This is a genomic window from Psychromonas sp. 14N.309.X.WAT.B.A12 (genome assembly GCF_030397575.1).
In the GTDB taxonomy this organism is placed as follows: Bacteria; Pseudomonadota; Gammaproteobacteria; order Enterobacterales; family Psychromonadaceae; genus Psychromonas.
Map to the genome: position 1 here is coordinate 148,175 of NZ_JAPNXS010000008.1, position 24,941 is coordinate 173,115.

Consider the following 24,941-nt stretch of genomic DNA (forward strand, 5'->3'; position numbering starts at 1 on the left):
CAAGGCTTAAACAGATTCTATTATTCATTAGATGTGACATTAAATATAAATAAAAACTAATTAACAATAAGGAAACTATTTTATGAAAAAATTCGGTTTTATCGGATTAGGCATTATGGGAAACGCAATGGCTTTAAACTTAGTTAAAGCTGGTTTAGATGTGACTGTTTGGAATCGTAATAGTGATAAATGTGTAGATTTGGTTGCACAAGGTGCAAAGCAAGGTAGCACGCCAAGAGAAGTTGCAGAAACCTGTGATATTACTTTTACCATTGTTTCTGACCCTGCTGCTGCGCTAGCAATTTGTGAAGGCCCTGATGGTATTATTGCAGGTATTGGTGAAGGGCGTAGTTATATTGATATGTCTACAGTTGATGATGCAACCTCACAAAAGATCTCAGCTGCGATCACTGAAGCGGGGGGACGTTTTTTAGAAGCTCCTGTATCAGGTACTAAAAAGCCAGCTGAGGATGGTACGTTAATTATTTTAGCTGCTGGTGATAAGTCTGTGTATGACGATGCATTGCCTGCTTTTGAAATAATGGGGAAAATGTCGCCGTACTTAGGTGAAATTGGTCAAGGTGCTAAAATGAAGCTGGTGGTTAATATGATCATGGGTGGCATGTTAAGTATTTTCAGTGAAGGGGTATCCCTAGGGTTAAAAGCTGACCTTGATGGTGAACAATTATTAGAGATTATTGCGGCAGGAGCAATGGCTAATCCTATGTTTGCGGTTAAAGGGCCAATGTTATTAGCTGAGAAGTACGATACGAGTTTTCCACTTAAACATATGCAAAAGGATATGCGCTTAGCAGTTGATTTAGGCGACCAATTAGATCTATCACTGCCAACGGCAGCTACAAGTAATGAATCTTTCAAACAGGCACGTAAAGCTGGTTATGCTGATGAAGATATCGCTGCTATTTATAAAACGGTGAAATAAATGCCTAATCGCTGTTTAAATCTCTCTGATTAATCAATAACGCGAATTTTGTTTCATTATTGTCAATAATCGTAATCATACTTAATCTGGTAGGGTTGCGATTTTTCACTTCTATTTTTATTTCTGTAACTTGTATTTATTTTTCTCGCTTTATCTTTTCTGATTTTTCTTACATTCTCACTTTCTTATTGTTTCAAACCAATTACCTCAGAAATTCGACATGTATATAAAGGCACTTATGTTCTAAGAGTGGCTGTTTCACGCAGTTCAGTAGTCAATTCCCACTGTAATAATGCCTTTGATTAAGTGCACTTTTTTTGTGCGCTTTGCACTCAATTAATACATTCTGTAACCATTAAAATTAAATTTTTTGTGTCTTTTGTAAGTTCAGATTAAGGCATATATTAAACACTCAATTGTTATTACATCACGTTTTTACTGCACTCAATGGAATGGAGAATACAATGAAATTTTTTAACACATTAAAAGTTGCAACAATAGGTTTAATGGCTATCTTTGCACTTAACACAACTGCTGCGGCACAAACCACACTGGAAGAGATCCAAAGCTCAGGTAAATTAAGAATTGGTGGTGTAACAGATGCTGCTCCTACCTTTAAAAAAGATAGACGCTCTGGTGAATGGCAAGGAATTTTCATCGATATTGCTGAGTCTTTAGCCAAAGATTTAGGCGTGGAATTAGAAATCGTAACAACCACATGGGGAAACTCAGTGCTTGATTTGCAGTCTGACAAAATCGATATCATGTTTGGTTTGAACCCAACAGAGGCACGTAAGAAGGTTATCGACTTTTCTAGCCCTGTTTTTAATAACGCATTCACATTAGTGGTGCGTGATGATGCCAAGTTTGAAACCTGGGAAGACTATAACAAGCCTGAAATTCGTATCGCCGTTGATGCGGGCTCTGCTCATGATGCAACAGTTACTAAGTTATTGCCAAACGCCACTATTCTTCGTTTTGACAATGTAAGCGAAGCTTCAATTGCATTGCAGTCAGGTAAAGCTGATGCACAATGTTTTGTGATGATGTTGAGCTTACCTATTGTTAAGAAAAATTCTCAATTAGGCACTGTTATCGCGCCTTCTCCTGTTTCTTACACTACCTCTCACGCGGGTTTCCAGAGAAAACCGGGTGATACTAGCTTACAAGAGTATGTTAATGCATGGTTAGCAAAAAATAGTGAAAGTGGATTTATCGGCGAAGCAGTCAAACGCAACATGTCACTTGTGGGGGTAACACCTGAAGACTTCCCATCTAACTTAAAACTTTAAAGGTCATTTAATTTTTTAACTTGCCACTCTAACTTATAGGAACGTCATCATTATGTATCAATGGAACTTTTCATGGCTTTGGGATAATTATGATTTTTTATTTAGTGGATTAATGGTCACCATTTTATTATCAGCGGCGGTTGTTGTTGCTGGTTTAATCTTAGGGACCGTTAATGCATTAGGTACTATCTCTAAACACAAGTTTTTTAGAATTATCTCAATATCGATGATTGAAGTCTCTCGCTGTACCCCAGTTTTAGTGGCTTTAATTTGGATTTACTATGCGCTACCTATTTTAATTGGTGTAGAAATTTCAGCATTAACAGCTTCATTTATTGCATTGACTCTTTATGGTGCCTCTTTTTATGCGGAGATCATTCGAGGTGGTATTCAAGGTGTTGACCCTGGGCAATATGAAGCAGGTGAAGCAATTGGTTTAATGCACGGTGATATTTTACGTCGCATTATTTTACCGCAAGCGATCAGAAAGATGCTGCCTTCTTTGGTTAATCAATCGGTTATCAACTTAAAAAATACATCATTAGTTTCTGTATTAGCGATACCAGACCTGTTGTACCAAGGTAAATTAATCGCTCTTGAAACCTTCAGACCTTTAGAGGTTTATACAGTTGTCGCATTATTTTATTTTGCACTTCTTTTTCCTTTAACCATGTTAGTACGTCACCTTGAGTCACGTAACAGCGTAAAACACTAAAAGGTTTAATTATGATCAGAATCGATGCTATTCAAAAACAATTTGGTGACCTTGTGGTGTTACGCGATGTCAATTTAAAAATCGAGAAAGGGGAGGTGGTTGCGCTAATTGGCCCTTCAGGATCGGGAAAGTCGACTTTATTACGCTGTTTGAATGTTTTAGTACCACCTGATGCAGGTCGTATTGAAATAGGCAATACCAGAATGGTATTTGGTGAATCTCGCCTACAGTTAAAACCCAAAGAGCTGGCTGAGTTCCGTCGTCACACTGGTATGGTATTCCAACATTTTAATCTTTTTCCACATATGACAGTGCTACAAAATGTTATGGAAGGACCGGTAACGGCAAAGAAAATGAACAAGCAGCAAGCACAAGAATTAGCCATGGAACAGCTTGAAAAAGTAGGCATGAGTATTAAGGCTAATGATTACCCATCCTCTTTATCAGGCGGACAGAAGCAACGTATTGCAATCGCACGTGCCTTAGCGATGGAACCACAGGTGATATTGTTTGATGAGGCAACCTCTGCATTAGACCCAGAGTTAGTGGGGGAAGTGTTGTCGGTAATGAAGGAGTTGGCGGCAGAGGGGATGACCATGATCGTGGTGACACATGAGATGTCGTTTGCAAGAGAGGTTGCTAATCGAGTGGTCTTTATGAGGGATGGTGTTGTCGTCGAGGATGGCCCTGCAAAACAAGTAATCGACCACCCTAAAGATGAGCGCACGAAAGCATTTTTATCTCATTTTCATGCTAATGAGCATTAATAATAGTCAGAGTCTTGGTTATTTTTGGCTAGATAAGATTGCCTATATTGATCATCAACAACCAAGTAATTAATGGCAACTTTTGTTAAAACAAGGAATTATAATGGATAACTCGTTAACCTCTCAATGGGTTGAGGATTTTGAAGGTAGCACTGTTCCCGATACGATTATCTCCTCAGGTAAAGGTGGATGGGCTAAAATTGTAGGCCATGATTATGCTTATGAAGCGGTTTCTGGACACAGTTGTTTAAACCTAGGTCATGCACATCCAGAATTGATAGAAGCAGCCACTGAAGGCTTAAAAACACTCTCTTATTGTTCTCCTGAGCATCAAAGTCATGCCAGTATTAAGCTGTCTAATCGTCTAAGCGATTTATTAGGCGGGAGCTACAAAATAAAATATGCGATCAGTGGTTCATCGGCTAATGAAATGGCATTGAACATTGCACGCAAACGTTGGCAGGCATTAGGTTATACAAAGAAAACGGTTTGTTTATCTTTAGACCGTAGTTATCACGGTAATCTTGGGCAGGCTAAGCAAGTCACTGGTTTTGTACCTTTTAAAGTGGATACTCATATCACTTCTGATGATTTTGTTTATATCTCTAGTGCACGTAATGCGAGTACTGGTGCTCTGTATTCATTAACTGAAATACAAGCCCAACTTGAAGCGAAAATTGCAGAGATTGGACAAGCACGTATCGCTTGTTTATTTGTAGAGCCAGTAGGTTTTGCTGGTGGTGTTATTATTCCGCCAAAAGGTTATTTGAGGTTATTAAGATCGCTTTGCGATCAATATCAAATCAGCTTAGTGGTTGATGAAGTGATTACAGGTTTTGGCCGCACTGGTACTTGGTTCGGGTTTCAGCAAGAAGGGATCCGCCCTGATATGGTGACCTTAGGTAAAGGTATAACTGCGGGGTATTTTCCCTTAGCTGCTGTCGCGGTAGATGAGCCGATTTATCACGATTTACTGACGCATAGTGTGCCACTTAAAATGGTGATCACCATGGCTGGGCACCCTACTGGGTGTAGTATTGCATTAAAAGCGATAGAGATAATTGAACGCGATAATTTATGCGCTAAAACTGCAGATAATGAGCAACACATTAAGATTTATTTTGCACAAATAAAGCAACTTCCTATCTTGCAAGATATTCGTGGTTTTGGACATATGTGGGGGTTAGAGTTTCGTGATTTTAATGGATATTCAGCCACTGAATTAGCGAATAGAGTTGCCCAAGTTTGCCAAGAAAATGCATGTATTGTTGCGGCGGCAGACGGCATTATTCGTATCAACCCTCCTCTTAATATTAATCAAGAAGAGTGTGATATGATGAGCCAAGCCATTGTTAATGCAATTATTAGTGTAACGGATTCAGTAAAGAATAAACTTACAAAGGAATGATCTATGTTTGGTGTTGAAATTGTTGCGCGTTATATTCAAATTGACCGACAGTCTCCCACACCACTCTTTTTACAAGCTAAAAAAGGACTTGAACAAGCAATTCTTGAAGGTCATTTTCAAAGTATAAAATTACCATCAACCCGTAATTTATCCGAGCAACTTAATGTTAGTTTGAATACAGTATTAATGGCTTATGAAGAGTTAGAAGCACAAGGTATTATTTATTCTAAAGCTCGATTAGGTCGCTATGTTAATCCAGAAATAGCCACGCAAGAATCGTTAAAAACAGTATTAAAAGAAAATACTAGGCATCAAGGATGGATGAAGCGTGCTAAAAGTACTGCTACCCCGGGTAACCCTGTGCAATTACAGCGTTCAGCAGTGGATGCAGAGTTACCTTTTCCATTTATCACTGCTTCAATTCCTGAAGATAGTTTTCCGAGCGCAGCTTGGATTAAAGCATCTCGGGAAGCATTGCAAGCAGGTAGTAGGAAGTTTAGTTTATATGATAATTTTGGTGCTGATGACCCAGTACTTATTGATATTATTTTAAAAGAACTTTTAGTGTCGAGAGGCATTAAAGCAAACGCAGAAAACATCATATTAACAGTGGGTACACAACACGCACTTTTTTTAATTTCAGAGTTGTTAATAAAAAAAGGGACGCCCGTTGCAGTCGAAGAGCCGGGCTATCCCGATGCTCGGCATGCTTTTTTAAGAGCGGGAGCAAATATTTGTCCTGTGCCGGTTGATGATAGTGGGATCCATTTAGAATCGATTCCTAATAATACTGAAATCATTTATACAACGCCTAGTCATCAGTTACCGAGTAACATCAGTATGTCCATGCCACGAAAGGCTGGATTACTGCAAAAAGCCAAGCAGATAGACAGTTGTATTATTGAAGATGATTATGATGCTGAGATGCGCTTTATTGGGCGATCATCACCACCTATAGCCTCCCAAGGGTTGGACAATGTTATTTATATCAGTGGGTTTTCAAAGTATTTAGGAGCTGTGTGTCGCATTGCTTATATCATTGCGCATAAAGATATTATTTCATCATTGTTGGATATTCGTCGTTATCAATTACGTAACCTCTCAGGACATGAACAACGTACTTTAGCTCATTTTATTGCTAATGGCGGTTATGATCAGCAGATTCGGAACTTACGTAAAGTGGCAAAAAAGAGATGGAAACTATGCCAAAAACTTATTAAAGAGTTACTACCTGAATGGAAGTTCACCACATCAACTGGTGGTTTAAATCTATGGGTTGAAGTACCTGCCGATATCAATACTACTGTATTAGCCAGTCACTTACGAAAGCAGGGTGTAGTGATAGAACCAGGTCCGGTATTTTTTTCTCAACACGAACAGGGTAATAATTTCATTAAGCTCGGTTTTATACTGCTTAATGAAGAACAATTACGTGAAGGGTTAACTAAAATCGCTATTTATATTAACTCAAGTCGGCTTAATAAATAATCTACTTCATTCAATAAGTTTACTTAAAATTACTTCACCTTTGCTATATACCTTTAATAGGCTTGTAACGTTTATCCTTTTACTATTTTTATCACTATCAATGCTGATGCTAAGAATAAATCACCTACGCTTTTATAAATATCCCTTCTTAACTAGTAATTGCCTTTTGTGTTATGTTATAACATATCTATTGGGTTGAAGTGATGCCATTAAAGTAACAGTAAAGATTACTGTTTTAATGGGCAATATCTAGAGCAAGTTATGAATAATACAAGGGTAATTATATGAATGTTAATACAGTTGTTAAAGGTGATGTGGTTGAGTCTCTATTACCATTACCAATCGATAAGCAATCAAGTGTATTAACTGATATCTACCAACCAGAAAACAATATCGCGATCTGGCAACGCACATTACCAATAGAGATGACAACTTCTATTCATGAAATGTTACAAGTCAGTAAACCATTGGCGCTCGTTAAATACGTGACACCTGATGATGTAGCAGAATGGATCAGATATAAACTTGATGGCTATGCTTGTGCAAATGCTTTGAGTGACGATATTGCATTAATTGTCGATATGTTCTGCTGTTTATTTGAGACAAAAGAAGCTGGGTTGCGGCTGACGACATTAGATAAAGCGATGTGTCCGAAATTTCATGTTGATCAAATACCATGTCGTTTAGTGAGTACTTATGCTGGCACAGCAACAGAGTGGTTAGAGAATCATCACGTAGATCGCAGCCAATTAGGCACAGGCAATAAGGCAAGTCATTCTGATAATGATTTTACGATGCAACGTATGCAGTCAGGTGATGTTGCTTTATTAAAGGGGAGTGGTTGGGAGAGCAATGAAAATATGGGGTTAGTGCATCGCTCACCTGCTTTAAAGTTAAATGAAAAACGATTATTACTCACTTTGGATATAGTGTGATCTCATGAGTGAATTTGATGCCATCATTGATTATGTAGAGCAAAGCTGTAAAACACGCGGTAAAAAACTAACGCCAAAGCGTAAATTAGTTTTACAGACACTGCTGCATGCTAACAAAGCACTTTCTGCCTATGAATTGTTAGATTATTGCCAAACTCATTTCAAGCAGCCTATGCAGGTTATGACAATTTATCGTACTTTAGACTTTCTTGAACAAGAACTCTTTGTGCATAAGTTAACAGTATCTAACCAATATGTCGCTTGTTCGCACATTCTTTGCGAAGATGAGCATGGTACTCCGCAGTTTTTGATCTGTGCAAAATGTAACAAAATCAATGAACAAATAATTGATCCTCAAATGATGATAGGGCTTAAATCAAACGCCCAGCAAGAAGGTTTTACTGTGGTTAATTCACAGATTGAAATCAACGGTATATGCGATCAATGTGTTGAATAAAGTGCTTCAGACCTGCCTTTAAACTATTTCTTATATTATTTCCTCAAAGGAGTGTGAAAACTTATGTCTGCGACATTAATTAAAAATGCCCACGTGGTTAATGAAGGCTCTATTACCTACACAGATGTACGTATTGTTGACCAACGTATTGAGCGTATCGCGGTTAATATAGAAGCAAAATCAGGTGACCAAATTATTAATGCTGAGGGCGCTTTCTTATTGCCTGGGATGATTGATGACCAAGTGCATTTCCGTGAACCAGGTTTAACTCATAAAGGAACGATTGCTAGTGAGTCACGAGCTGCGGTTGCTGGTGGTATTACTAGTTATATGGAGATGCCTAATGTTAACCCTGCAACAACTACCATAGCGGCATTGGAGCGTAAGTTTGATATTGCAGAACAAAGCTCATTGGCTAATTATTCATTTTATCTAGGAGCAACTGAAGATAACCTAGAGCAAATCAAGTTATTAGACCCTCGCAAACATTGTGGTGTAAAAGTATTTATGGGCGCTTCAACGGGAGATTTATTAGTTGAAGATCCACAAGCGTTAGAAGCTATTTTCCGTGATGCACCGGTGCTGATTGTGACGCACTGTGAAAGTGGTGCTGTTATTAAAGCAAACCAAGAAAAATTATTAAGTAGTAAAACGCAATTTGCTATAGATGATCACCCTGTATTACGAGATGAGCATGCCTGTTATGCTTCTTCTTCATATGCAGTTGAATTAGCGAAAAAATATAATAGCCAACTGCATGTATTACATATTACCAGTGCAAAAGAGCTCGCATTGTTTGAAGCTGGGGCGATTGATAACAAATCTATTACAGCAGAGGCCTGTGTACATCACCTTTGGTTTAGCGAGAAAGATTACGCTGTATTGGGCAACCAAATAAAATGTAACCCAGCCATTAAAACAGAGCATGATCGCAATAGTTTATTAGCAGCATTAAAGACAGGGCAGATTGATATTATTGCCACTGATCATGCGCCGCATACTTGGCAAGAAAAACAAGTCCCTTATGAACAAGCACCAGCGGGTTTGCCTTTAGTTCAACATGCTTTGTTGAGTTTATTTGATCAAGTGAAACAGGGGAAAATGACCCTACCGCAGATTGTTGAAAAAACAGCACATAATCCAGCTATTCGTTATCGTATTCAAGATCGTGGCTATATTCGTGAAGGTTATTATGCTGATTTAGTATTAGTTGATAGTAAAGCTGGTACTTTAGTGACTAATGAAAATAGTTTGTATCACTGTGCTTGGTCACCTTTTGCTGGGCACCGTTTTTCTGCTCAGATTGAGAAAACGTGGGTGAATGGTTGTTTAGTCTATGCCGACCAACAAGTGATTGAGCACTCCTCTGCTGCGATGCGTTTAGCATTTGCAGGTTAGTGAGATTGGTATTAGGCTTCTAGTTAAGCTAAATCAGTATGTTAAGGAAAATTTTTAATGAACGACAGCGTAGTAATATCGATACAGTACAGGGGTCAATAATGAGCTCTACTAAACAACCCATTTTAGGAGTACCAACTAATATTATTACGGGGTTTCTTGGGGTGGGGAAAACCTCTGCTATTCTCAATCTTATTAAAAATAAGCCTCGAAATGAACGCTGGGCTGTCTTAGTGAATGAGTTTGGTGAAATTGGTGTTGATGGTAGTTTAATGCAGGGCGAATACAGTGAAATGCAACAAGTTTATATTCGAGAAGTGCCTGGTGGTTGCATGTGTTGCGCTGCCGGTCTACCGATGCAAACTGCGCTTAATCAATTATTATTAAAAGCAAAACCAGATCGTTTATTGATTGAGCCCACTGGATTGGGACATCCTAAGGAAGTTTTACAGGTGCTTTCTACCGCGTATTATCGCGATATTTTACAACTTCAGCATAATATCACTCTAGTTGATGCCCGTAATTTATCAGATACTCGGTATACTGAGCATGAGACGTTTAACCAACAAATTGCAATTGCTGATGTTGTCGTGGGTAATAAGCAGGATCTTTATCAAGTAGGTGATGCTGATAGGTTGCAAGATTACGTAGTAAAAATAGCGGGACCGAGTACAAAAGTGGTTTTTTCTGAACATGGCTCATTCTGTTTAACTGAGTTGGACAGTGCGATATTTGTTGAGCAATCTTTGCCTGGTCACCATCATACTAATAACAAACCGCTTGCATCAGAAGCGGCTATGCCGAACAGTGGTGTCATTAAAGCAGTTAATAAAGGTGAAGGTTTTTGCAGTATTGGCTGGCGTTTCGCTGCGACAAAAATATTTGATCACAAACAGTTGTTGTCATTATTTTCTACGTTGAAAGTGGAACGTATGAAAGCGGTGTTAATTACTGACAAGGGTATTTTGGGTTACAACCTTACTGGCGATGGATTAACTGAAACACCATTAGAGGAATGCCGGGAAAGTCGTATTGAGCTAATTGCTGAACAATTCGATGAATTATTTGAAAAGCAGTTACTTAACTGTATCCGTTAGTGATTCTTTCGAAAAATTACCTATAGATTATTATTACTAATAAGTACTTCATCGTTATTTAAATAAGAAACTTCAGACATTTGGTTGAAGTTTCTTTGTATCTCTCATCTTATCTTTTTTGTTTTATTTTTATTTATAGCAAGCTAATTTGCTTAGTGATCATCTCACTTAGTTGATTTAAGCCTTGTGTAAGGGCGAACACTAGTTGATCGTAGCCTGATTCTTGTAATGGCATGTTGATTTGAAAGTTGTCACTTTTTATTAAGTTGCCTTGCCCGTCAATCAGTAACCATTCACCACTTAATTCAGCGTCACCAGTGAAGACACCATTAAATTTAGAGAAATGAATTTGCAGGCTAGGTTGGTTCGTTAACTGTATTGATGCATTGCGCTCTATTGGCCAAAATGTACCTTGATTAGTACGTAAATTAGTCACCATTCGTTGATTAATTTGTTCGGATATTTGATGTGCCCAACGATTATGCTTTGCTAATACAATTTTAGTATCTGACACTCTATAGACTAAACTAGCTTGGTCTAGGTAGGTATCTAAGTTAGTGCTTACTAGTAGCATAGGTAAGCTATTATTTGCTATTGCCGCTGTAGTATTTTCAGGTAATAAAAAAAGTGAGTTTTGTTGCTCTACATTAGAGCTACAACCAGCGATAAATATAACAAGTATTAATAACCACTTTTTCATTAGTTTGCTCTCTTAGTTGGCATTGGGTCTGTCACTTGGTCTTCACCAAAAATGAGTGAGTTTGGCTTATCGTTAATTTGCTTTAAGACGGGTTGTAGCTCAAGCATGACTTTTTCAACTTTGTCGAGCGTTTGCTGCAAGTCGTTATACATGACAGAGTTAGGGCTGAAACCCGCTAGTGTTTGTTGCAGTTGTTGTAAGCTAGTCTGTACATCTGCTGGTATTGCTTGCACCTCTTTTTGTGAGATTATCTCATTGAGTTTATCGAAGGTGTTGTTAGCAGACGTTAAGGTCTGATTTAAAGAATCCATTGTTTTAGTCATTGACCCTGCTACTTCATTTAAAGGAATATCATTAAACTTATCCATGAATGATGATATTTGTTGCTGAATCATGGCCAGTCCTCCTTTTTTGGTGGGGAAAACGTCGTATTCACCTACTTTAGTTATCTTGAAATCGGGATTTGGCGTGTCGAATTCTGTATCAATAAAGAGCGCTCCTGTTAATAAATTGCCACTTTTCAATTGGCCTTTAAGACCACTTTTAAAGTGTTTCTCAATGGTTTCTCGAAAATTACTCAAAGACAAGTTACGATCAGCATTAAATAATCTACCAAGCTCAATTTTGATTAATACTTGGATCTTCACCGATGAAGTATCGCCTTGAGGTACCATCATGTCGTAAGGGGCTTGTAATACTGTTCCTATGCGAATGCCGCGATATTCAACAGGCGCGCCAACCGTTAAGCCTCGAATCGTTTCATCAAACTCCATAATGAATTTCACATACTGTTTATAAAGCCCGTTCTGTACTTGTTCATAGTTATCAAAGAGAGGCAATTTTACCACATCACTAGCAAAGGGAGTGCCCGCTCTTTCGCCTGAAGGAATACCAAAAGTAACGCCACCAGAGACCAAGCTTTGTAATGAATCCACTTGTACTTTAATGCCATCCGCATTGAGTTGTACATCAACGCCTGAAGTTAACCAAAACTGTGAGCCAGAAAGCAATAGGTCATCATAGGGTTCAAATATAAATAGCTGATATAAGGCTTTTTTAGTTTTTAAATCAAAAGAGGTCTTTTCTACCCGGCCAACAGTGAACCCTTGATAAGAAACGGGATCGCCGACGCTGAGTTTCCCTGCACTATTATGGCTTAAGATGACTCGTTTTCCTTTACTACCTAAAGGGGCTACAGGAGGAAGGTCTAATGCTTCAAAAGTGAGCTTTTTAGTTTTAGAGTCACCAGGCTGTATTTGGATATAAGCACCAGACAAAATGGTCTCTAAACCAGAAATACCCTCGCTACCTACTCGTGGTTTAACCACCCAAAATTGGGTTTTATCATTGAGCATTCTTTCACTATCTTTACTCATTTGTGCCGTTATCTCGATGTGGTCGTAATTCTCACTAAGTGTTACAGCAGTGACCATTCCAACTTTCACATTTAAAGATCTAATTTCGGTTTTTCCTACTTTAATCCCTTCTGCTGTTGGCATGATGATGGTGATTTCTGTACCTTTGTTATTTACATATTGAAATAACATCCATGCACCAATAAGCAGGGCCAATATTGGAATGATCCATATTGCAGATATCTTTTTCTGTTTTTTTATTGTTGCTTGTACTGGAGTCTCATCGCTCATTATTGGTTATCTCTTTTAATCATTTATTGGTTGAGTATATAGCGCTGCTTTATTGACGCTTTTTGGCGTTATATTGTTGGTGTTACGCCACAACATACGAGAATCAAATTTCATTGCTGAGAGCATAGTGAATATCACAACTGCTGCAAATGAAAGGGCTGCTGGACCAGGGTAAATGGACATCAGCTTTTGTAATTGAACTAGTGCCACTAATATTGCTACTACAAAAATATCAATCATTGACCAACGTCCAATAAATTCAGTTATTCGATATATTTTTAATTTTTTAATTGCATCGCTCTCAGGTAAGTTGTTCAGCGTTTTCGCAGTAATAAATAACCATGCTAATGCAAATATTTTAATTAATGGGATAAACACACTAGCAATAAAGATGATTGCCGCCACTGGATATGAGCCTAATTGCCATAGAAGAATAACCCCTTCCATAATTGTCGATGGGCTAGTTGATCCTAGACTAACGGTATACATCATCGGGTATAAGTTGGCCGGGAAATAAAAGATGATGGCTGTGATTAATAAAGCCCATACTTTTTGTAGATTAGCATCCATATCAAAATGATGAAGTGGTGCGTCGCATCTTATACAAGTCTGTTTCTGAGTTTGGTCATTAGGGTTGATTTGATGACAAATATGGCAGCTGAGATGCGTATTAGAATGGTGAGTATCACCCAGATAATTTTGTTTAACCGGTTTACCGGGAATAAGTTGTTGCCAAAGCCAGCTCTTATCAACAATCGCCACACATTTAACGACTAAAACGGCGTAAATACAGAAAGTAAAAAATGAGTATCCAAGGCTGATTTCAGCAAGTGAGGCTATTTTAACCAAGCTGACTAAAACACCAAGTAGAAATACATCAACCATTAACCATGGCTCAATCATAAATAGCAATTTACACAGGTTCTTAATCACCTTTCTAGGCTTATGGCTCATTGTAGTTGGTGGTTGCTTCGCTGCCTTAAAATAAAGGTATAACATCAAACTGATATATAAGCCTGGTAAGATAATCACCGTACTTAATAATAAAAAGGCTAGAAGTGTATTTTGATATTCACCCAGCATCTGGGCCGCTTGTAGCAAGTGAATCTCTTGGGTTAACCCTTGTACTGAGAAGGACATAAAAGGAAAAGAGATACTTAATGTCAACATAACTAAGCAAGCAGAAGCGAAAGCTACCGCTTTTTGATGAGGAAATGCAATTTTTTGTATCAGCAGGTGTTCACATCTAGGACAATGTGCTTTTTGATTCTCGTGTAATTCAGGAATAGCGACAACTAACCCGCATTCTTCACAGGAGATCATTAAGTTCGTATCTGTCGAGCTTATTGCAGTAGTCACGTAATTAATATCTTCGCTATTATGAATAAAGAACTGAATAATGCTGGTGGATTATATAATAAGCATTATGAAAAGAGCTATTTTTGATAATAGCAGATGTTTTTTTGTACATCTATGCGAAGCCAAAAGTAATCTAAAGGCATTTATAGAGTTTAACGGTTACTTAACCAGTTGATCGAAACTAGTTATGTCTCAAGCTGTGAAAGAAGAAGTAGAATGAGCATGACTCATTTGAAATGATCAATATTGAATTAATAAAAACAATAACTTATTTGTTAAGTATTAAAACTCTCCTATATTTATTTAAGTAAATATCATTACTTCGTTTAAAAAAGACAGAATAGAGGTAATATCACTATAAACTAACCATATAGATATACTAAATTGGTTGATATTCAATCTATTCTTTGTGGTAGGTAATCTCACAAACTACTTAACTTTACATTTTAGGATCCATAATGGCTATTTCGATCGGATTTAAACAACGAATAATATTGGCATCGACACTTTTGTTAGGTGCGTCTTTATTAGTTTCAAATTGGGTGTCGTATAGTACGACTCGGGCAGAAAGTGTAGCTGAAGTAGAAAGAAATTCTTACGCAGTTTTAAAGAAGGTTAAAGAAGATATCAACGCGTGGTTGCAAAGTAGTGAGGTAGTGATCACGAGTGCAAAAAAATTATTAAATAGTAATGATACAGCTAAAAAAGAAGAAATTGCCAAGTTACTGGTAGCTTCAACTCCTTTAGATGCGGTTAACTTTGCTGACCAACAAGGCCTTACCGTAGGCAATGCAGGTGTTATTGATAATTATGATGCGACTCAAGAAGAGTGGTATCAAGATGCAAAAAGAGCAAATAAGTTAATTATTACTGATATTTACTTTGATAAAGGTATCTCTGATAAATATATGTTTAGCTTTTTAGACGTTGAAAATAACGGGGTAATTGGTGGAGATATATTTTTAGAAGCGGTTGACCATTTTATCAAAGATATTGACTTTAAAGGTGCTGAAATCAGTATTTATGATGCAGATGGAGGTTTAATTAGCACTTCTGGAAATGGTAAGTTTGGCGATCGAATGGTTGATAAAGCATTGGAGCGACAAGTACTAACGACTGATAATGGTAAATTCTTTTATCAAAAAGGGAGTCATCAGCAGCAAGCAGTTTTTTCTGATTTAACATTACTTGGCGGTAAAAAATGGCATATTGTCATGGATATTGATGAGTCGATTGTCTATCAATTTTTAGATGACCAACTTAGCTCGGCGATTATCACTGCTGCGATATTAATATTAGTGACGATTATTTTACTGTGGCTAACTTTAGCCAAGGTTTATAAACCAATTATTTCATTAAAAGAAAGAATTGGTAGTCTAGCTCAGGGAGAAGGCGATCTTACACAACGTTTAGACGTTAAAGGAAATGATGATCTTGCGCAAATAGCAATGGATGTGAATTCCTTTATTAGCCAACTGCAATCTATGTTAATTGATGTGCTAACTTCCTCTGCTAAAATATCAGAAGAAATCAAACAACTTAAACAAGCATCGCTCGCGAATACACAGTCGTTGAAAATGCATTCTGATGAAACAAATCAAGTGGTAGCTGCGATTACCGAAATGAGTGCTTCAGCTAATGCGGTGGCTGACAACGCAAGACAAACAGCTTTAAGTACACAGAAAACAAGCGATGAAGCATTAGTATCAAAAGAACTTGTTCAAACATCTTCTGAAAGTGTAAGGATGCTTGTTACTGAGGTTGATACAGCTTCAGAGCGCATTAATACTATGAACGAAAATACACAGGAGATTGTATCGGTATTAAGTGTTATTGGTGCTATTGCCGATCAAACTAACTTACTTGCTCTAAATGCAGCGATTGAAGCTGCGCGTGCAGGTGAGCAAGGTCGAGGATTTGCCGTGGTTGCTGATGAAGTTCGCTCGTTAGCAGCAAGAACCCAAACCAGTACCGCTGAAATTAATGAAATACTGTTAAAATTAACAAGTGATGCTGGGCTGTCAGTTAAAGCAATGGAAGTGACAAGAGAGAGCTGTCAAAGCACGACTGATAATACGATACGCGTGGGGAGTGGCTTAGATGCAATGGTGGGATCTATTATAGAAGTAAATGAGTTAAGCTCACAAATTGCTACTGCTGCCTCAGAACAAAGTACGGTTGCAGATGAAATCAGTCGCAATATGTCATCAATCCAAAATATGGTGAATGATTTAACCGAAAATGGCCAGTTAACAACAAACAGTACAGAAAATTTAGTAACTGCAAATCAACAACTTGCTGCATTAGTGAGTCGCTTTAAACTAAATTAATCTCAATGCTGGATAAGAAAAGTGAGTTAATACAGATCCCTTTTATAAAAATCATAAAAGGGATTTTTGCTATTCACCAACGGTCAAAGCATTTTAACTGTTCTCTTTATAGTCTTTAGCAACCCTTAGCATGTTCATTTTTATTATATTGTCTACTTTTCCCTCGCAATTTGGTAACTTATGTCTAAATGAATTGATGAGAATATTTATGCATAAAGACCAACTGACTTTTAATAATATGATCACCTATGGTATTGCTGATTTAATTCTATCTATTGGCGATCCAGCTTTTTTTGACAAGTTAACCTACTTGTTAAAATCTGCAGCGAGCTTTGATGATTATGTTATTTTAATTTACCACCCTACAGAGTCGCCGACAGTCTTAAATTCTTCCTTTGCAACAGATGAAATGGCGGTGTGGGATCGTTATCTAGCAGGAGCTTACTTATTGAGCCCATTTTATAATTATGGGGTTAATCAGGGAAAAGAAGGTTTTGTTACGTTAGATGAAATTGTGCCCGATGATTTTTATCAAAGTGCATATTATGAGGATTATTTTCGTCAATCTAAATTGGTGGATGAGACCTGTTTTGCCGTACAAGGCGCAGACGATAATGTATACCTGTTGTCTTTAGGGAGAACTAAAACCTTATCTAAATTCAGTGACCGTATGTTAGTAAGGTTAAGAGAGTTATATCCTATTTTTAGCTCTGCAGTGAAAATGCATGATAAGACACAACATTTACCAGACCGTCATTCTCATGTTCAAATAAAGGAATATATTGAACAGTTTGGTATGGATGTATTGACTCCTAGAGAGCATGAAGTCACGTTATTATTGATTCGGGGCTACTCCAGTAAAGAAGCAGCACGTTTGCTTAATATCTCCTCTGAAACCGAAAGAGTACACCGTAAAAATATCTATACCAAGCTGCAAGTAAACTCTCAGCATGAGCTATTAGCCAAGATATTTGACGATATTGTAAACCTCACTCCAAATTAATTTTTGCTTTAAGTATGTCTATACCGCAATTGGGTAATAGCGCTCAGTAGTTTCTCTCTCTATGATAATTTTAACGATTATCAAGGTAGCAGATACTGATGGCACAAATACAAATTAAACCAGAAAGATTACTTTCATTTATCACTGAAATGGCAAATATTGGTGGTACACCTAATGGCGGGTGTAACCGCCAAGCGCTTACCGAAGAAGATCGCATCGGTCGTACTTTATTTCTTAACTGGTGTAGTGAGATTGGTGGTGTTGCTCGACTTGATAGCATGGGTAATATCTTTGTTCATTTCAAAGGAACAGATACCACAAAACTCCCTGTATTAATGGGCTCGCATTTAGATACTCAACCTTCTGGTGGTAAGTTTGATGGTGTTTATGGTGTGCTTGCTGCATTAGAAGTGATGTCTTCGTTACATGATCAAAACATAACTTTGACACACCCTGTTGAAATTGTGGTGTGGAGTAACGAAGAAGGATCTCGATTTAGTCCTGCTATGTCTGGCTCTGGTGTTTTTGCTGGTAAATTATCACAATCGACACTTTATCAATCTGTTGATGACCAAGGCGTTAGTTATCAACAAGCTCTTATTACCACAGAGCAGCTTGGTGAGTTCCCATGCCAATCTTTTCCCTTTGCTGCAGCATTAGAGCTCCATATCGAACAAGGTCCTATTCTAGAAGCTGAGCAAAAAAGCATTGGTATTGTGACTGGTGTGCAAGGGATGAACTGGTATCAAGTTACTATTTCTGGTGAAACTACCCACGCAGGGCCTACACCAATGTCAATGCGTAAAGATCCAGTGCAAGGGTTGCATGCCATGTTACCCAGTTTATACGCTAAAGTCGCAGAGTATGGCGAACAAGCTAGGATCACCATAGGTAAAATTACCACTATCCCATCCTCTCCAAACACTGTCCCGGAACAGGTTATTTTTACACTTGATTTAAGACATCCAGAGCAAAGCATACTAGATAAAATGTCAGAAGAGTTGTTAAGTCTTTGCCAGCAGGTTCCTTCTATCTTAGGTTCACAAGTTGATGTGTTATGGCAATCTCCTGCGGTTGTATTCGATGCTCGCTGTATTGATGTAGTAACACAAGCAGCTGAGCAGTTGTCTTTAACTGCAATGCCGATAGTTTCTGGTGCAGGCCATGATTCAGTTTATTTATCTACCGTTGGACCTACTGGAATGATTTTTGTGCCATGTAAAGATGGCATTTCCCATAACGAAAAAGAGCATGTTGAACCTGAGCATTTAATCGCTGGTGGTAATGTTCTATTGCATAGCTTGATGCAATTAGCACAATAAAAGGAAGGATAAAATGGATAATTTATTAAGTCGCCGTCAAGTCAATGGCGGAACAACTGCGTTAACTGATTGGGGAATTACTTCTGAAACAGGACGCTTAAAAGAAGTACTAGTTGGGCCCATTGACCATTTTGAATGGCGTTCAGGTAACTCAACATCTCGACGTCACATGGAGGCAGGCGAGCGTTATGATTTAAATGTCGCTAAAGCACAATATAACGAAATGCTTGATGTTTACCGTGAAACTGGGGTGAATGTGCATTTTTTAAATGCTAAATCAGAGCAGCCGTATTCTATTTATGCTCGAGACTCATCTGTGATGACGCCATGGGGACCGATTATTAGTCAAATGTACAGTCCTTGGAGGCAGAGTGAGTGGTTAACGGTTTTAGAGTTTTATACCAAGAAAAATATCCCTATTTTTGATGTTGTGACTGCTGGGAATTTTGAAGGTGGTGACTTTATGTTGATTGAACCCGGTGTAGTGCTTTGTGGCTATTCAGGAGAGCGCACTAATGAAGCTGGGATGAATCAGGTAAAAGGCTGGTTTGAGAAAGAGGGGTGGGAATTCCAAGGAATTAAATTTGATCCTCACTTTTTACATATGGATGTTCAGTGCGTCATGGTTGCTGAGAAATTAGCGGCAGTATGTACTGCTGTTGCGCCAGATAGCTTATTGAAATGGTTAAAAAGTAAAAACATCGACATTATTGATATTCCCTACAAAGAGGCGATGGAGCTAGGTTGTAATATCGTGTCGTTAGGTGATGAAAGAGTGTTAATTCCATCGGATAGTTTGACCTTAAGAGATCAATGTAATGCGCGTGGATTAAGCGTTTATGATCCTGATATTTCGATGATTACTAAAGGTGGCGGTGGTGTACATTGCATGTGCCAAGCCTTGAAAAGAGATTAAAAAAATAAACATTAATATTGGATAGGTGAAAAGATGGATCTCGCATTATATCGAACATTATGGGGTGTGACAGAGCCGATCACTGATTTAGCTGATAAGTTACGTGAAGCTGGATTTGATGGTGTCGAAGGTAGGATCCCTAACGATCCTGATACCAGAGAAGCATTTAAACAAGCGTTAACAACAACGGGTTTAGATTATATCGCGATTATTTTTACTGGTGGTGATGTTATTCCTGATCAAAGTAAAACAGTGGATGACCACTTACAAGTGTTAGCTGAGCAGTTAGAGTATGCGAAAGAGCTTGGTGCTCAATTTGTTAATGTATTAGCGGGAAATGACCGTTGGCCAATGGTAACTCAAGTTGAGTTTTTTAATAAAGCGGTCGCGATAGCAAAACAAGCTGGTATTACTTGTAGCTTCGAAACACATAGAGGGACTTCTCTTTATAGCCCTTGGGTAACGCTTGAGTTAATGACAAAAGTGCCTGATATGTTATTCACTATGGATATTAGCCATTGGATTCTAGTATGTGAACGTTTACTAGATAGACCAGAAGATGACTTGTCAGCTTTCTTAAATCGTGTCTTTCATTTACAAGCTAGAGTAGGTTATGACCAAGGGGCGCAAGTTCCCCATCCTGCTGCACCAGAATATCAAACAGCGTTAGCATTTCATCAAAACCTATGGCAACAGGTTTGGAAAAATCATCAAGCACAAGGCCGTAAAATCACCACAATGACTACTGAGTTTGGCCCTGATGGCTATTTACACCACCTGCCTTTTACTGATGTGCCTGTCGCTGATTTATGGTCGTTGAATGATTGGATAGCCAAGGAAGAAAGAGCACATTTTTCTCGCTTTAAACGATCATTGTAAATAAAGCATATAACTAATTAACGGATTTGAAGGGCTTAATATGAACACTCAAAAAAATACATTCACCAGCATTCCCGTGATCGATGTCTCTGGATTATTTAGTGATGATAAAAAGCAGCGTGAAGTAGTTGCACAAGAAATGGGTAAAGCTGCTGCCGAAGTTGGCTTTTTATATGTTACTGGTCATGGTATCCCGAAAGATAAAATTGCCAATTTACGTCAGGCTGCGAAACATTTTTTTAGCCAACCATTTGATACAAAAATGCAACATTATATTGGTGATTCTAAAACGCATAAAGGTTTTGTTCCGGAAGGAGAAGAAATTTACGGTACCGGTAAACCCGATAACAAAGAAGCCTACGATGTTGGTTTTCCAGCACCTAAAAACAACCCTTACGTATTAAATAACACACCATTAATTGGTGAAAATGAATGGCCAGCGTTAGCTAATTTTCGTGAGCCTATTTTAGATTATTACAGCACTCTGTTTGCGTTAGGTAGAAAACTCTTTTCTGGTTTTGCTTTAGCGTTAGGGTTAGCAGAAAACTACTTTGACAGTATGGTGACTTGTCCACCAGCTAAGTTACGTTTAATACATTATCCATATGATGAAAATGTAGTAGATCGTCCAGGTATTGGTGCACACACGGATTATGAATGTTTCACCATGTTATTAGCAGATCAACCTGGGTTGGAAGTATTAAATGATGATGGAGTCTGGGTAGATGCTCCTCCCGTAACTGTAGAGGGTGAAGAGGCGTTTGTGATTAATATTGGCGATATGTTAGAGGTGTTAACCGCTGGTCGATTTGTTGCAACTTCACACCGAGTAAGAAAAGTCGCACACGAACGTTATTCATTTCCGCTGTTTTTTGCTTGTGACTACGACACACTTGTTAAGCCGTTACCGCAATTTGATGATGGTGAAAGTGAATATAAAGAGCTCAGTATTGGTGAACATATGTATAGCCAAGCGTTACAAACTTACCGTTATTTACGAGAGAAAGTAGCAAAGGGGGAGTTGTCATTGCCAGAGCGAGCAACAGGCGTAGCCACCTTTGGACATTTAAAGAAACAGAAAGCATAGCAATATCAAACTTAATTAAAACTAATTTTTTAACAAGGAGAATACTTATGGAAAAGGCAAAAAAATTACTTACAACAACACTGATTGCAGCGGCAATAGCGACAAGTTCAGCTAGTGCAATGGCGGCATCAACTCTCTCTGAAGGTAAGTTAACAGTTGGCATGGAGATCACTTATCCACCATTTGAATCCTATGAAGGGGACAAAGTGGTTGGATTTGACCCAGAGTTAACGGCGTTACTTACCAATAAAATGGGAGTGGGTTATGAATTCAGTGATAATAAGTTTACTGGGCTAATTCTCGGCTTAAGTGCGAATAAGTTCGATGCCGTTATTTCAGGTATGTATATCATTCCAGATCGCCTTAAAAAAGCGGATGCGATTCCCTATGCGAAAACTGGTGCTTCAATTATGGTGCCTAAAGGTAGTGATATTCAACCTAAAACCGGTGAAGATTTATGTGGTGTTAAAGTGGGCCTCCAACAAGGAACTACTTGGGTTAAGACTTTAAATGATTTATCCACTTCATATTGCGTAGAAAATGGTCTTAAACCTATCATCGTTCAAGAATTTCCTACTGCACCTGAAGTAACGCAAGCAATGATGTCTAAAAATGTACAAGCGCAATTGGAAATTGCTGGTGCGGCAACCATGTTTGTAGAGCGCACTAAAGGACGTGTTCAAATTAGCTCAGATACGCTTGTTTTCCCTCAGACTTTAGGTATTTACATCAAAAAAGGTAATGAAGAGTTAAAAGCAGAACTAGAAAAAGCGATGGCTGAGATTAAAGCCGATGGGTCGTACGAACAGTTGATTACCAAATATGAATTAACTCCTGTCACTGAGTGATCAGAAAGCGTTATGGTCAAGCACCATAACGCTTTTCTATTATATTTTTTAGTATTGGCTAGAAGCAGTGCACTTCTAGAGGAGTTATTATGAGTTTAGATTGGCAGTATTTTTTCTCTCTGTTTACCATGTCTGCTTTCTACGAAGCCTGTGTTGTGGTGATTGTATTAAGTATTTTAGCTTGGGTAATTGGTGCGGTATTAGGTTTCATCATCGCCTGTGGTAAGTTATCTGAAAAACGGTGGTTATCGGTACCCACATCGTTGTTTATTTGGTTTTTCCGCAGTGTGCCTTTACTAGTTGTTTTGGTGTTTGTTTATAACATGCCGCAACTTTTTCCATCTACAGGTGCGTTCTTAGGTGTGCCTTTCTTTGCTGGTTTGGTGAGTTTAGTGGTGACCGAAGCGGCTTATATGGCTGAAATCCATCGTAGTGGTTTGCTGTCTGTGGCAAAAGGTCAAAAAGAGGCGGGGCACGCATTAAGTATCAGTTTCTTGGGGATTCAACGCATTATCATTATTCCTCAAGCGATTCGTGTGTCGATGCCAGCGATGATTAATGAATTTGTTACTATTATTAAACTCAGCTCATTGGTGTCTGCCATTTCATTGTCGGAGCTATTACAAGTAGGGCAGCGTCTTTATTCTCAAAATTTTCTTGTATTGGAAACGCTATTAGCCGTTGCTGTCTATTATGTGGGGATTGTGACTATTTTTGGTTCTGTTTTACATTGGGCAGAGAAAAAAATGGATATTCCATCTCGTGCACCAGAGACATTATCGGATCAGGAGTGTGATGTATTACGTCAACAGGCGATAGCGATAAAAAGTGAACAAATCGACCCCAATCAACAGGGGATGCCTCATGCTCTGTCGTTGCGTGAAATTGAAAAGTCCTATGGTCATCATCAGGTACTAAAAGGGATTAATTTAGCTGTTAAATCTGGCGAGGTAATTAGTATTATTGGCCCTTCAGGGTCAGGTAAAACAACCTTGATTAGAACCATCAATGATCTTGAAAAAATTGATAATGGTGAAATCGTTTTATTTGGTGAAGACTTTATTAAACCTAAACAAGAAAGTATTAAACACGATGTGTACCAAGGCATTAAACGTATTGGTATGGTGTTTCAGTCCTTTAACTTGTTTCCTCATAAAACCGTGTTACAAAACATTATGATTGCGCCTCATTATCACCAGAAAAATAGCTCAGTTGCAGAAACTAAAGCACAGGCACTGTTTTTATTAGACCGCGTTGGTTTATTAGCGCATGCGGATAAATATCCCCATCAATTATCTGGAGGGCAACAGCAGCGAGTTGCAATTGCACGCGCGTTAGCTATGTCGCCTGATATTATGCTGTTTGATGAGCCGACTTCTGCGTTAGATCCTGAGATGGTTGGAGAAGTATTGAAAGTGATTCAAGATTTAGCTAAAGAGGGGATGACAATGATTATTGTGACTCATGAAATGGAGTTTGCCCTATCGGTATCAGATCGAGTGATTATGATGGAAGAGGGCATAGTGCAAGTAGATGCTAGTCCTAATGAGATTATCAATAATCCAGAGCAGACAGAAGATTTTAAACGTATTAAAGAATTTATGGGGAAGGTTGCCTAATGGACGAGCAAGAACAAAAGTTACGCCTTGATTTAGCCGCAGCTTATCGGTTAGCGGCTATGTTTGGATGGGAAGATACTTTATATACACACTTCTCTGTGCGCTTACCTGGAGAGGGTGAACCGCGGTTTTTAATTAACCCTTTTGGTTTGATGTTTGATGAAATCACTGCCAGTAATTTAATCGTGGTTGATGCTCAAGGTCATATTGTGAGTGGCGATGCAAAATATAACCCTGCTGGTTTTACTATTCATAGTGCTGTACATAATGCTCGTGATGATGCCCATTGTGTCATTCACACCCATACTTTAGCTGGCATGGCGGTCGCAGCTTGTGAAAAAGGTTTACTGAATCTTAATCAAATCAGTGCAGAGTTTCATGAACAAGTCGGGTATCACGATTATGAAGGCGTGGCATTTAACTTAGCAGAAAGAGAGCGAATCCAAGCATCTCTCGGTGACAATATGGCACTGATTTTAAAAAGTCATGGTTTATTAAGTGTCGGTGAAACCGTTGCAGATGCCTTTCAAATTATGTTCTATTTGAATAAAGCCTGTGAAATTCAATTAGCAGTAGGGCAAATGTCGAGCTTATCTTCTATTGAAACTATTCCCGATAAGCTCGCAAGTTATGTGTCAGGTCAATTTCAAAAAGTGGCGTATGAGAGACAAATAGTGTGGGATGCATGGTTAAGAAAACTTGACCGACTTGATCCATCATATAAGGAGTGAG

The 24,941-nt window shown here is 38.4% G+C and carries 22 protein-coding genes and 1 pseudogene; 20 read left to right on the plus strand and 3 right to left on the minus strand.

Annotated features, from left to right (window positions below):
* Window positions 1-82: 82 nt before the first annotated feature.
* From OW492_RS12035 to OW492_RS12080, 10 genes are all read left to right on the plus strand, one after another.
* Entirely contained in the window at window positions 83-943 is an 861-nt protein-coding gene (locus tag OW492_RS12035) for an NAD(P)-dependent oxidoreductase (RefSeq protein ID WP_290040237.1), read from the plus strand.
* Window positions 944-1,407: 464 nt separating this feature from the next.
* Entirely contained in the window at window positions 1,408-2,235 is an 828-nt protein-coding gene (locus tag OW492_RS12040; RefSeq protein ID WP_290040238.1) for a transporter substrate-binding domain-containing protein, read from the plus strand.
* A 52-nt stretch (window positions 2,236-2,287) separates the two neighbouring features.
* The gene (locus OW492_RS12045) at window positions 2,288-2,950 is read left to right on the plus strand and encodes an amino acid ABC transporter permease (protein ID WP_290040239.1); all 663 of its coding nucleotides are present in this window, start codon (window positions 2,288-2,290) and stop codon (window positions 2,948-2,950) included.
* Between the two features lie 11 nt (window positions 2,951-2,961).
* Window positions 2,962-3,717 (plus strand): amino acid ABC transporter ATP-binding protein, encoded by a 756-nt coding sequence (locus OW492_RS12050; protein WP_290040240.1) that lies wholly within the window; start codon window positions 2,962-2,964, stop codon window positions 3,715-3,717.
* 103 nt (window positions 3,718-3,820) lie between these two features.
* The gene (locus OW492_RS12055) at window positions 3,821-5,125 is read left to right on the plus strand and encodes an aminotransferase class III-fold pyridoxal phosphate-dependent enzyme (protein ID WP_290040241.1); all 1,305 of its coding nucleotides are present in this window, start codon (window positions 3,821-3,823) and stop codon (window positions 5,123-5,125) included.
* A gap of 3 nt (window positions 5,126-5,128) precedes the next feature.
* Window positions 5,129-6,613, plus strand: coding sequence for a PLP-dependent aminotransferase family protein (locus tag OW492_RS12060; protein WP_290040242.1), 1,485 nt, complete (start codon window positions 5,129-5,131; stop codon window positions 6,611-6,613).
* Window positions 6,614-6,897: 284 nt separating this feature from the next.
* Window positions 6,898-7,548 carry a DUF1826 domain-containing protein gene (locus OW492_RS12065; protein WP_290040244.1) on the plus strand — a complete coding sequence of 217 codons (651 nt, stop codon included), beginning with the start codon at window positions 6,898-6,900 and terminating at the stop codon, window positions 7,546-7,548.
* Between the two features lie 4 nt (window positions 7,549-7,552).
* A complete protein-coding gene (locus OW492_RS12070; protein WP_290040245.1) occupies window positions 7,553-8,005 on the plus strand; it encodes a Fur family transcriptional regulator in 453 nt (150 codons plus the stop codon).
* 63 nt (window positions 8,006-8,068) lie between these two features.
* Complete coding sequence (locus OW492_RS12075) at window positions 8,069-9,403, plus strand: dihydroorotase (RefSeq protein WP_290040246.1); 1,335 nt, start codon at window positions 8,069-8,071, stop codon at window positions 9,401-9,403.
* 101 nt (window positions 9,404-9,504) lie between these two features.
* Complete coding sequence (locus tag OW492_RS12080; protein WP_290040248.1) at window positions 9,505-10,500, plus strand: GTP-binding protein; 996 nt, start codon at window positions 9,505-9,507, stop codon at window positions 10,498-10,500.
* 133 nt (window positions 10,501-10,633) lie between these two features.
* On the opposite strand, the gene OW492_RS12085 is transcribed toward OW492_RS12080, so the two are convergent.
* Genes OW492_RS12085 through OW492_RS12095 form a run of 3 tightly spaced genes read right to left on the minus strand, consistent with a single transcriptional unit; the run spans window position 10,634 to window position 14,205 of the window.
* A complete protein-coding gene (locus tag OW492_RS12085; RefSeq protein ID WP_290040249.1) occupies window positions 10,634-11,200 on the minus strand; it encodes an ABC-type transport auxiliary lipoprotein family protein in 567 nt (188 codons plus the stop codon).
* Window positions 11,200-12,846, minus strand: a complete 1,647-nt coding sequence (gene pqiB, locus OW492_RS12090) for an intermembrane transport protein PqiB (RefSeq protein ID WP_290040251.1) — start codon at window positions 12,844-12,846, stop codon at window positions 11,200-11,202. The genes OW492_RS12085 and pqiB overlap by 1 nt, the downstream gene beginning before the upstream one ends.
* Before the next feature lie 15 nt (window positions 12,847-12,861).
* Window positions 12,862-14,205, minus strand: coding sequence for a paraquat-inducible protein A (locus tag OW492_RS12095; protein WP_290040253.1), 1,344 nt, complete (start codon window positions 14,203-14,205; stop codon window positions 12,862-12,864).
* Window positions 14,206-14,663: 458 nt separating this feature from the next.
* Between OW492_RS12095 and OW492_RS12100 the strand changes: the two genes are divergently transcribed.
* The 10 genes and pseudogenes from OW492_RS12100 (at window position 14,664) to OW492_RS12140 (ending at window position 24,940) form a co-directional block, all read left to right on the plus strand.
* The gene (locus OW492_RS12100) at window positions 14,664-16,535 is read left to right on the plus strand and encodes a methyl-accepting chemotaxis protein (RefSeq protein ID WP_290040254.1); all 1,872 of its coding nucleotides are present in this window, start codon (window positions 14,664-14,666) and stop codon (window positions 16,533-16,535) included.
* A gap of 208 nt (window positions 16,536-16,743) precedes the next feature.
* Window positions 16,744-17,538 carry a LuxR family transcriptional regulator gene (locus tag OW492_RS12105; protein ID WP_290040255.1) on the plus strand — a complete coding sequence of 265 codons (795 nt, stop codon included), beginning with the start codon at window positions 16,744-16,746 and terminating at the stop codon, window positions 17,536-17,538.
* Window positions 17,539-17,636: 98 nt separating this feature from the next.
* Complete coding sequence (locus tag OW492_RS12110) at window positions 17,637-18,860, plus strand: Zn-dependent hydrolase (protein ID WP_290040256.1); 1,224 nt, start codon at window positions 17,637-17,639, stop codon at window positions 18,858-18,860.
* A gap of 13 nt (window positions 18,861-18,873) precedes the next feature.
* Window positions 18,874-19,776 carry an arginine deiminase family protein gene (locus tag OW492_RS12115; RefSeq protein WP_290040258.1) on the plus strand — a complete coding sequence of 301 codons (903 nt, stop codon included), beginning with the start codon at window positions 18,874-18,876 and terminating at the stop codon, window positions 19,774-19,776.
* A 33-nt stretch (window positions 19,777-19,809) separates the two neighbouring features.
* Window positions 19,810-20,655 carry a sugar phosphate isomerase/epimerase gene (locus tag OW492_RS12120; RefSeq protein ID WP_290040260.1) on the plus strand — a complete coding sequence of 282 codons (846 nt, stop codon included), beginning with the start codon at window positions 19,810-19,812 and terminating at the stop codon, window positions 20,653-20,655.
* Window positions 20,656-20,695: 40 nt separating this feature from the next.
* A complete protein-coding gene (locus OW492_RS12125) occupies window positions 20,696-21,742 on the plus strand; it encodes a 2-oxoglutarate and iron-dependent oxygenase domain-containing protein (RefSeq protein WP_290040262.1) in 1,047 nt (348 codons plus the stop codon).
* 47 nt (window positions 21,743-21,789) lie between these two features.
* The gene (locus OW492_RS12130; RefSeq protein ID WP_290040264.1) at window positions 21,790-22,590 is read left to right on the plus strand and encodes an ABC transporter substrate-binding protein; all 801 of its coding nucleotides are present in this window, start codon (window positions 21,790-21,792) and stop codon (window positions 22,588-22,590) included.
* Window positions 22,591-22,718: 128 nt separating this feature from the next.
* Window positions 22,719-23,327, plus strand: a pseudogene (locus OW492_RS17050) (amino acid ABC transporter permease); the annotation flags it as partial.
* A gap of 120 nt (window positions 23,328-23,447) precedes the next feature.
* Window positions 23,448-24,209 carry an amino acid ABC transporter ATP-binding protein gene (locus OW492_RS17055; protein ID WP_354669234.1) on the plus strand — a complete coding sequence of 254 codons (762 nt, stop codon included), beginning with the start codon at window positions 23,448-23,450 and terminating at the stop codon, window positions 24,207-24,209.
* Window positions 24,209-24,940, plus strand: coding sequence for a class II aldolase/adducin family protein (locus OW492_RS12140; RefSeq protein WP_290040267.1), 732 nt, complete (start codon window positions 24,209-24,211; stop codon window positions 24,938-24,940). Before OW492_RS17055 ends, OW492_RS12140 begins: the two co-directional genes overlap by 1 nt.
* Window position 24,941 lies beyond the last annotated feature (1 nt).

Bases quoted from the DNA above. Each gene is read 5' to 3' on its own strand.
- OW492_RS12035 (WP_290040237.1), top strand. From the start codon at position 83: ATGAAAAAATTCGGTTTTATCGGATTAGGCATTATGGGAAACGCAATG.
- OW492_RS12080 (WP_290040248.1), top strand. From the start codon at position 9,505: ATGAGCTCTACTAAACAACCCATTTTAGGAGTACCAACTAATATTATT.
- OW492_RS12110 (WP_290040256.1), top strand. From the start codon at position 17,637: ATGGCACAAATACAAATTAAACCAGAAAGATTACTTTCATTTATCACT.
- OW492_RS12040 (WP_290040238.1), top strand. From the start codon at position 1,408: ATGAAATTTTTTAACACATTAAAAGTTGCAACAATAGGTTTAATGGCT.
- OW492_RS12045 (WP_290040239.1), top strand. From the start codon at position 2,288: ATGTATCAATGGAACTTTTCATGGCTTTGGGATAATTATGATTTTTTA.
- OW492_RS17055 (WP_354669234.1), top strand. From the start codon at position 23,448: ATGCCTCATGCTCTGTCGTTGCGTGAAATTGAAAAGTCCTATGGTCAT.
- OW492_RS12115 (WP_290040258.1), top strand. From the start codon at position 18,874: ATGGATAATTTATTAAGTCGCCGTCAAGTCAATGGCGGAACAACTGCG.
- OW492_RS12055 (WP_290040241.1), top strand. From the start codon at position 3,821: ATGGATAACTCGTTAACCTCTCAATGGGTTGAGGATTTTGAAGGTAGC.
- OW492_RS12130 (WP_290040264.1), top strand. From the start codon at position 21,790: ATGGAAAAGGCAAAAAAATTACTTACAACAACACTGATTGCAGCGGCA.
- OW492_RS12120 (WP_290040260.1), top strand. From the start codon at position 19,810: ATGGATCTCGCATTATATCGAACATTATGGGGTGTGACAGAGCCGATC.
- OW492_RS12105 (WP_290040255.1), top strand. From the start codon at position 16,744: ATGCATAAAGACCAACTGACTTTTAATAATATGATCACCTATGGTATT.
- OW492_RS12100 (WP_290040254.1), top strand. From the start codon at position 14,664: ATGGCTATTTCGATCGGATTTAAACAACGAATAATATTGGCATCGACA.
- pqiB (WP_290040251.1), bottom strand. From the start codon at position 12,846: ATGAGCGATGAGACTCCAGTACAAGCAACAATAAAAAAACAGAAAAAG.
- OW492_RS12125 (WP_290040262.1), top strand. From the start codon at position 20,696: ATGAACACTCAAAAAAATACATTCACCAGCATTCCCGTGATCGATGTC.
- OW492_RS12140 (WP_290040267.1), top strand. From the start codon at position 24,209: ATGGACGAGCAAGAACAAAAGTTACGCCTTGATTTAGCCGCAGCTTAT.
- OW492_RS12070 (WP_290040245.1), top strand. From the start codon at position 7,553: ATGAGTGAATTTGATGCCATCATTGATTATGTAGAGCAAAGCTGTAAA.
- OW492_RS12075 (WP_290040246.1), top strand. From the start codon at position 8,069: ATGTCTGCGACATTAATTAAAAATGCCCACGTGGTTAATGAAGGCTCT.
- OW492_RS12060 (WP_290040242.1), top strand. From the start codon at position 5,129: ATGTTTGGTGTTGAAATTGTTGCGCGTTATATTCAAATTGACCGACAG.
- OW492_RS12065 (WP_290040244.1), top strand. From the start codon at position 6,898: ATGAATGTTAATACAGTTGTTAAAGGTGATGTGGTTGAGTCTCTATTA.
- OW492_RS12085 (WP_290040249.1), bottom strand. From the start codon at position 11,200: ATGAAAAAGTGGTTATTAATACTTGTTATATTTATCGCTGGTTGTAGC.
- OW492_RS12050 (WP_290040240.1), top strand. From the start codon at position 2,962: ATGATCAGAATCGATGCTATTCAAAAACAATTTGGTGACCTTGTGGTG.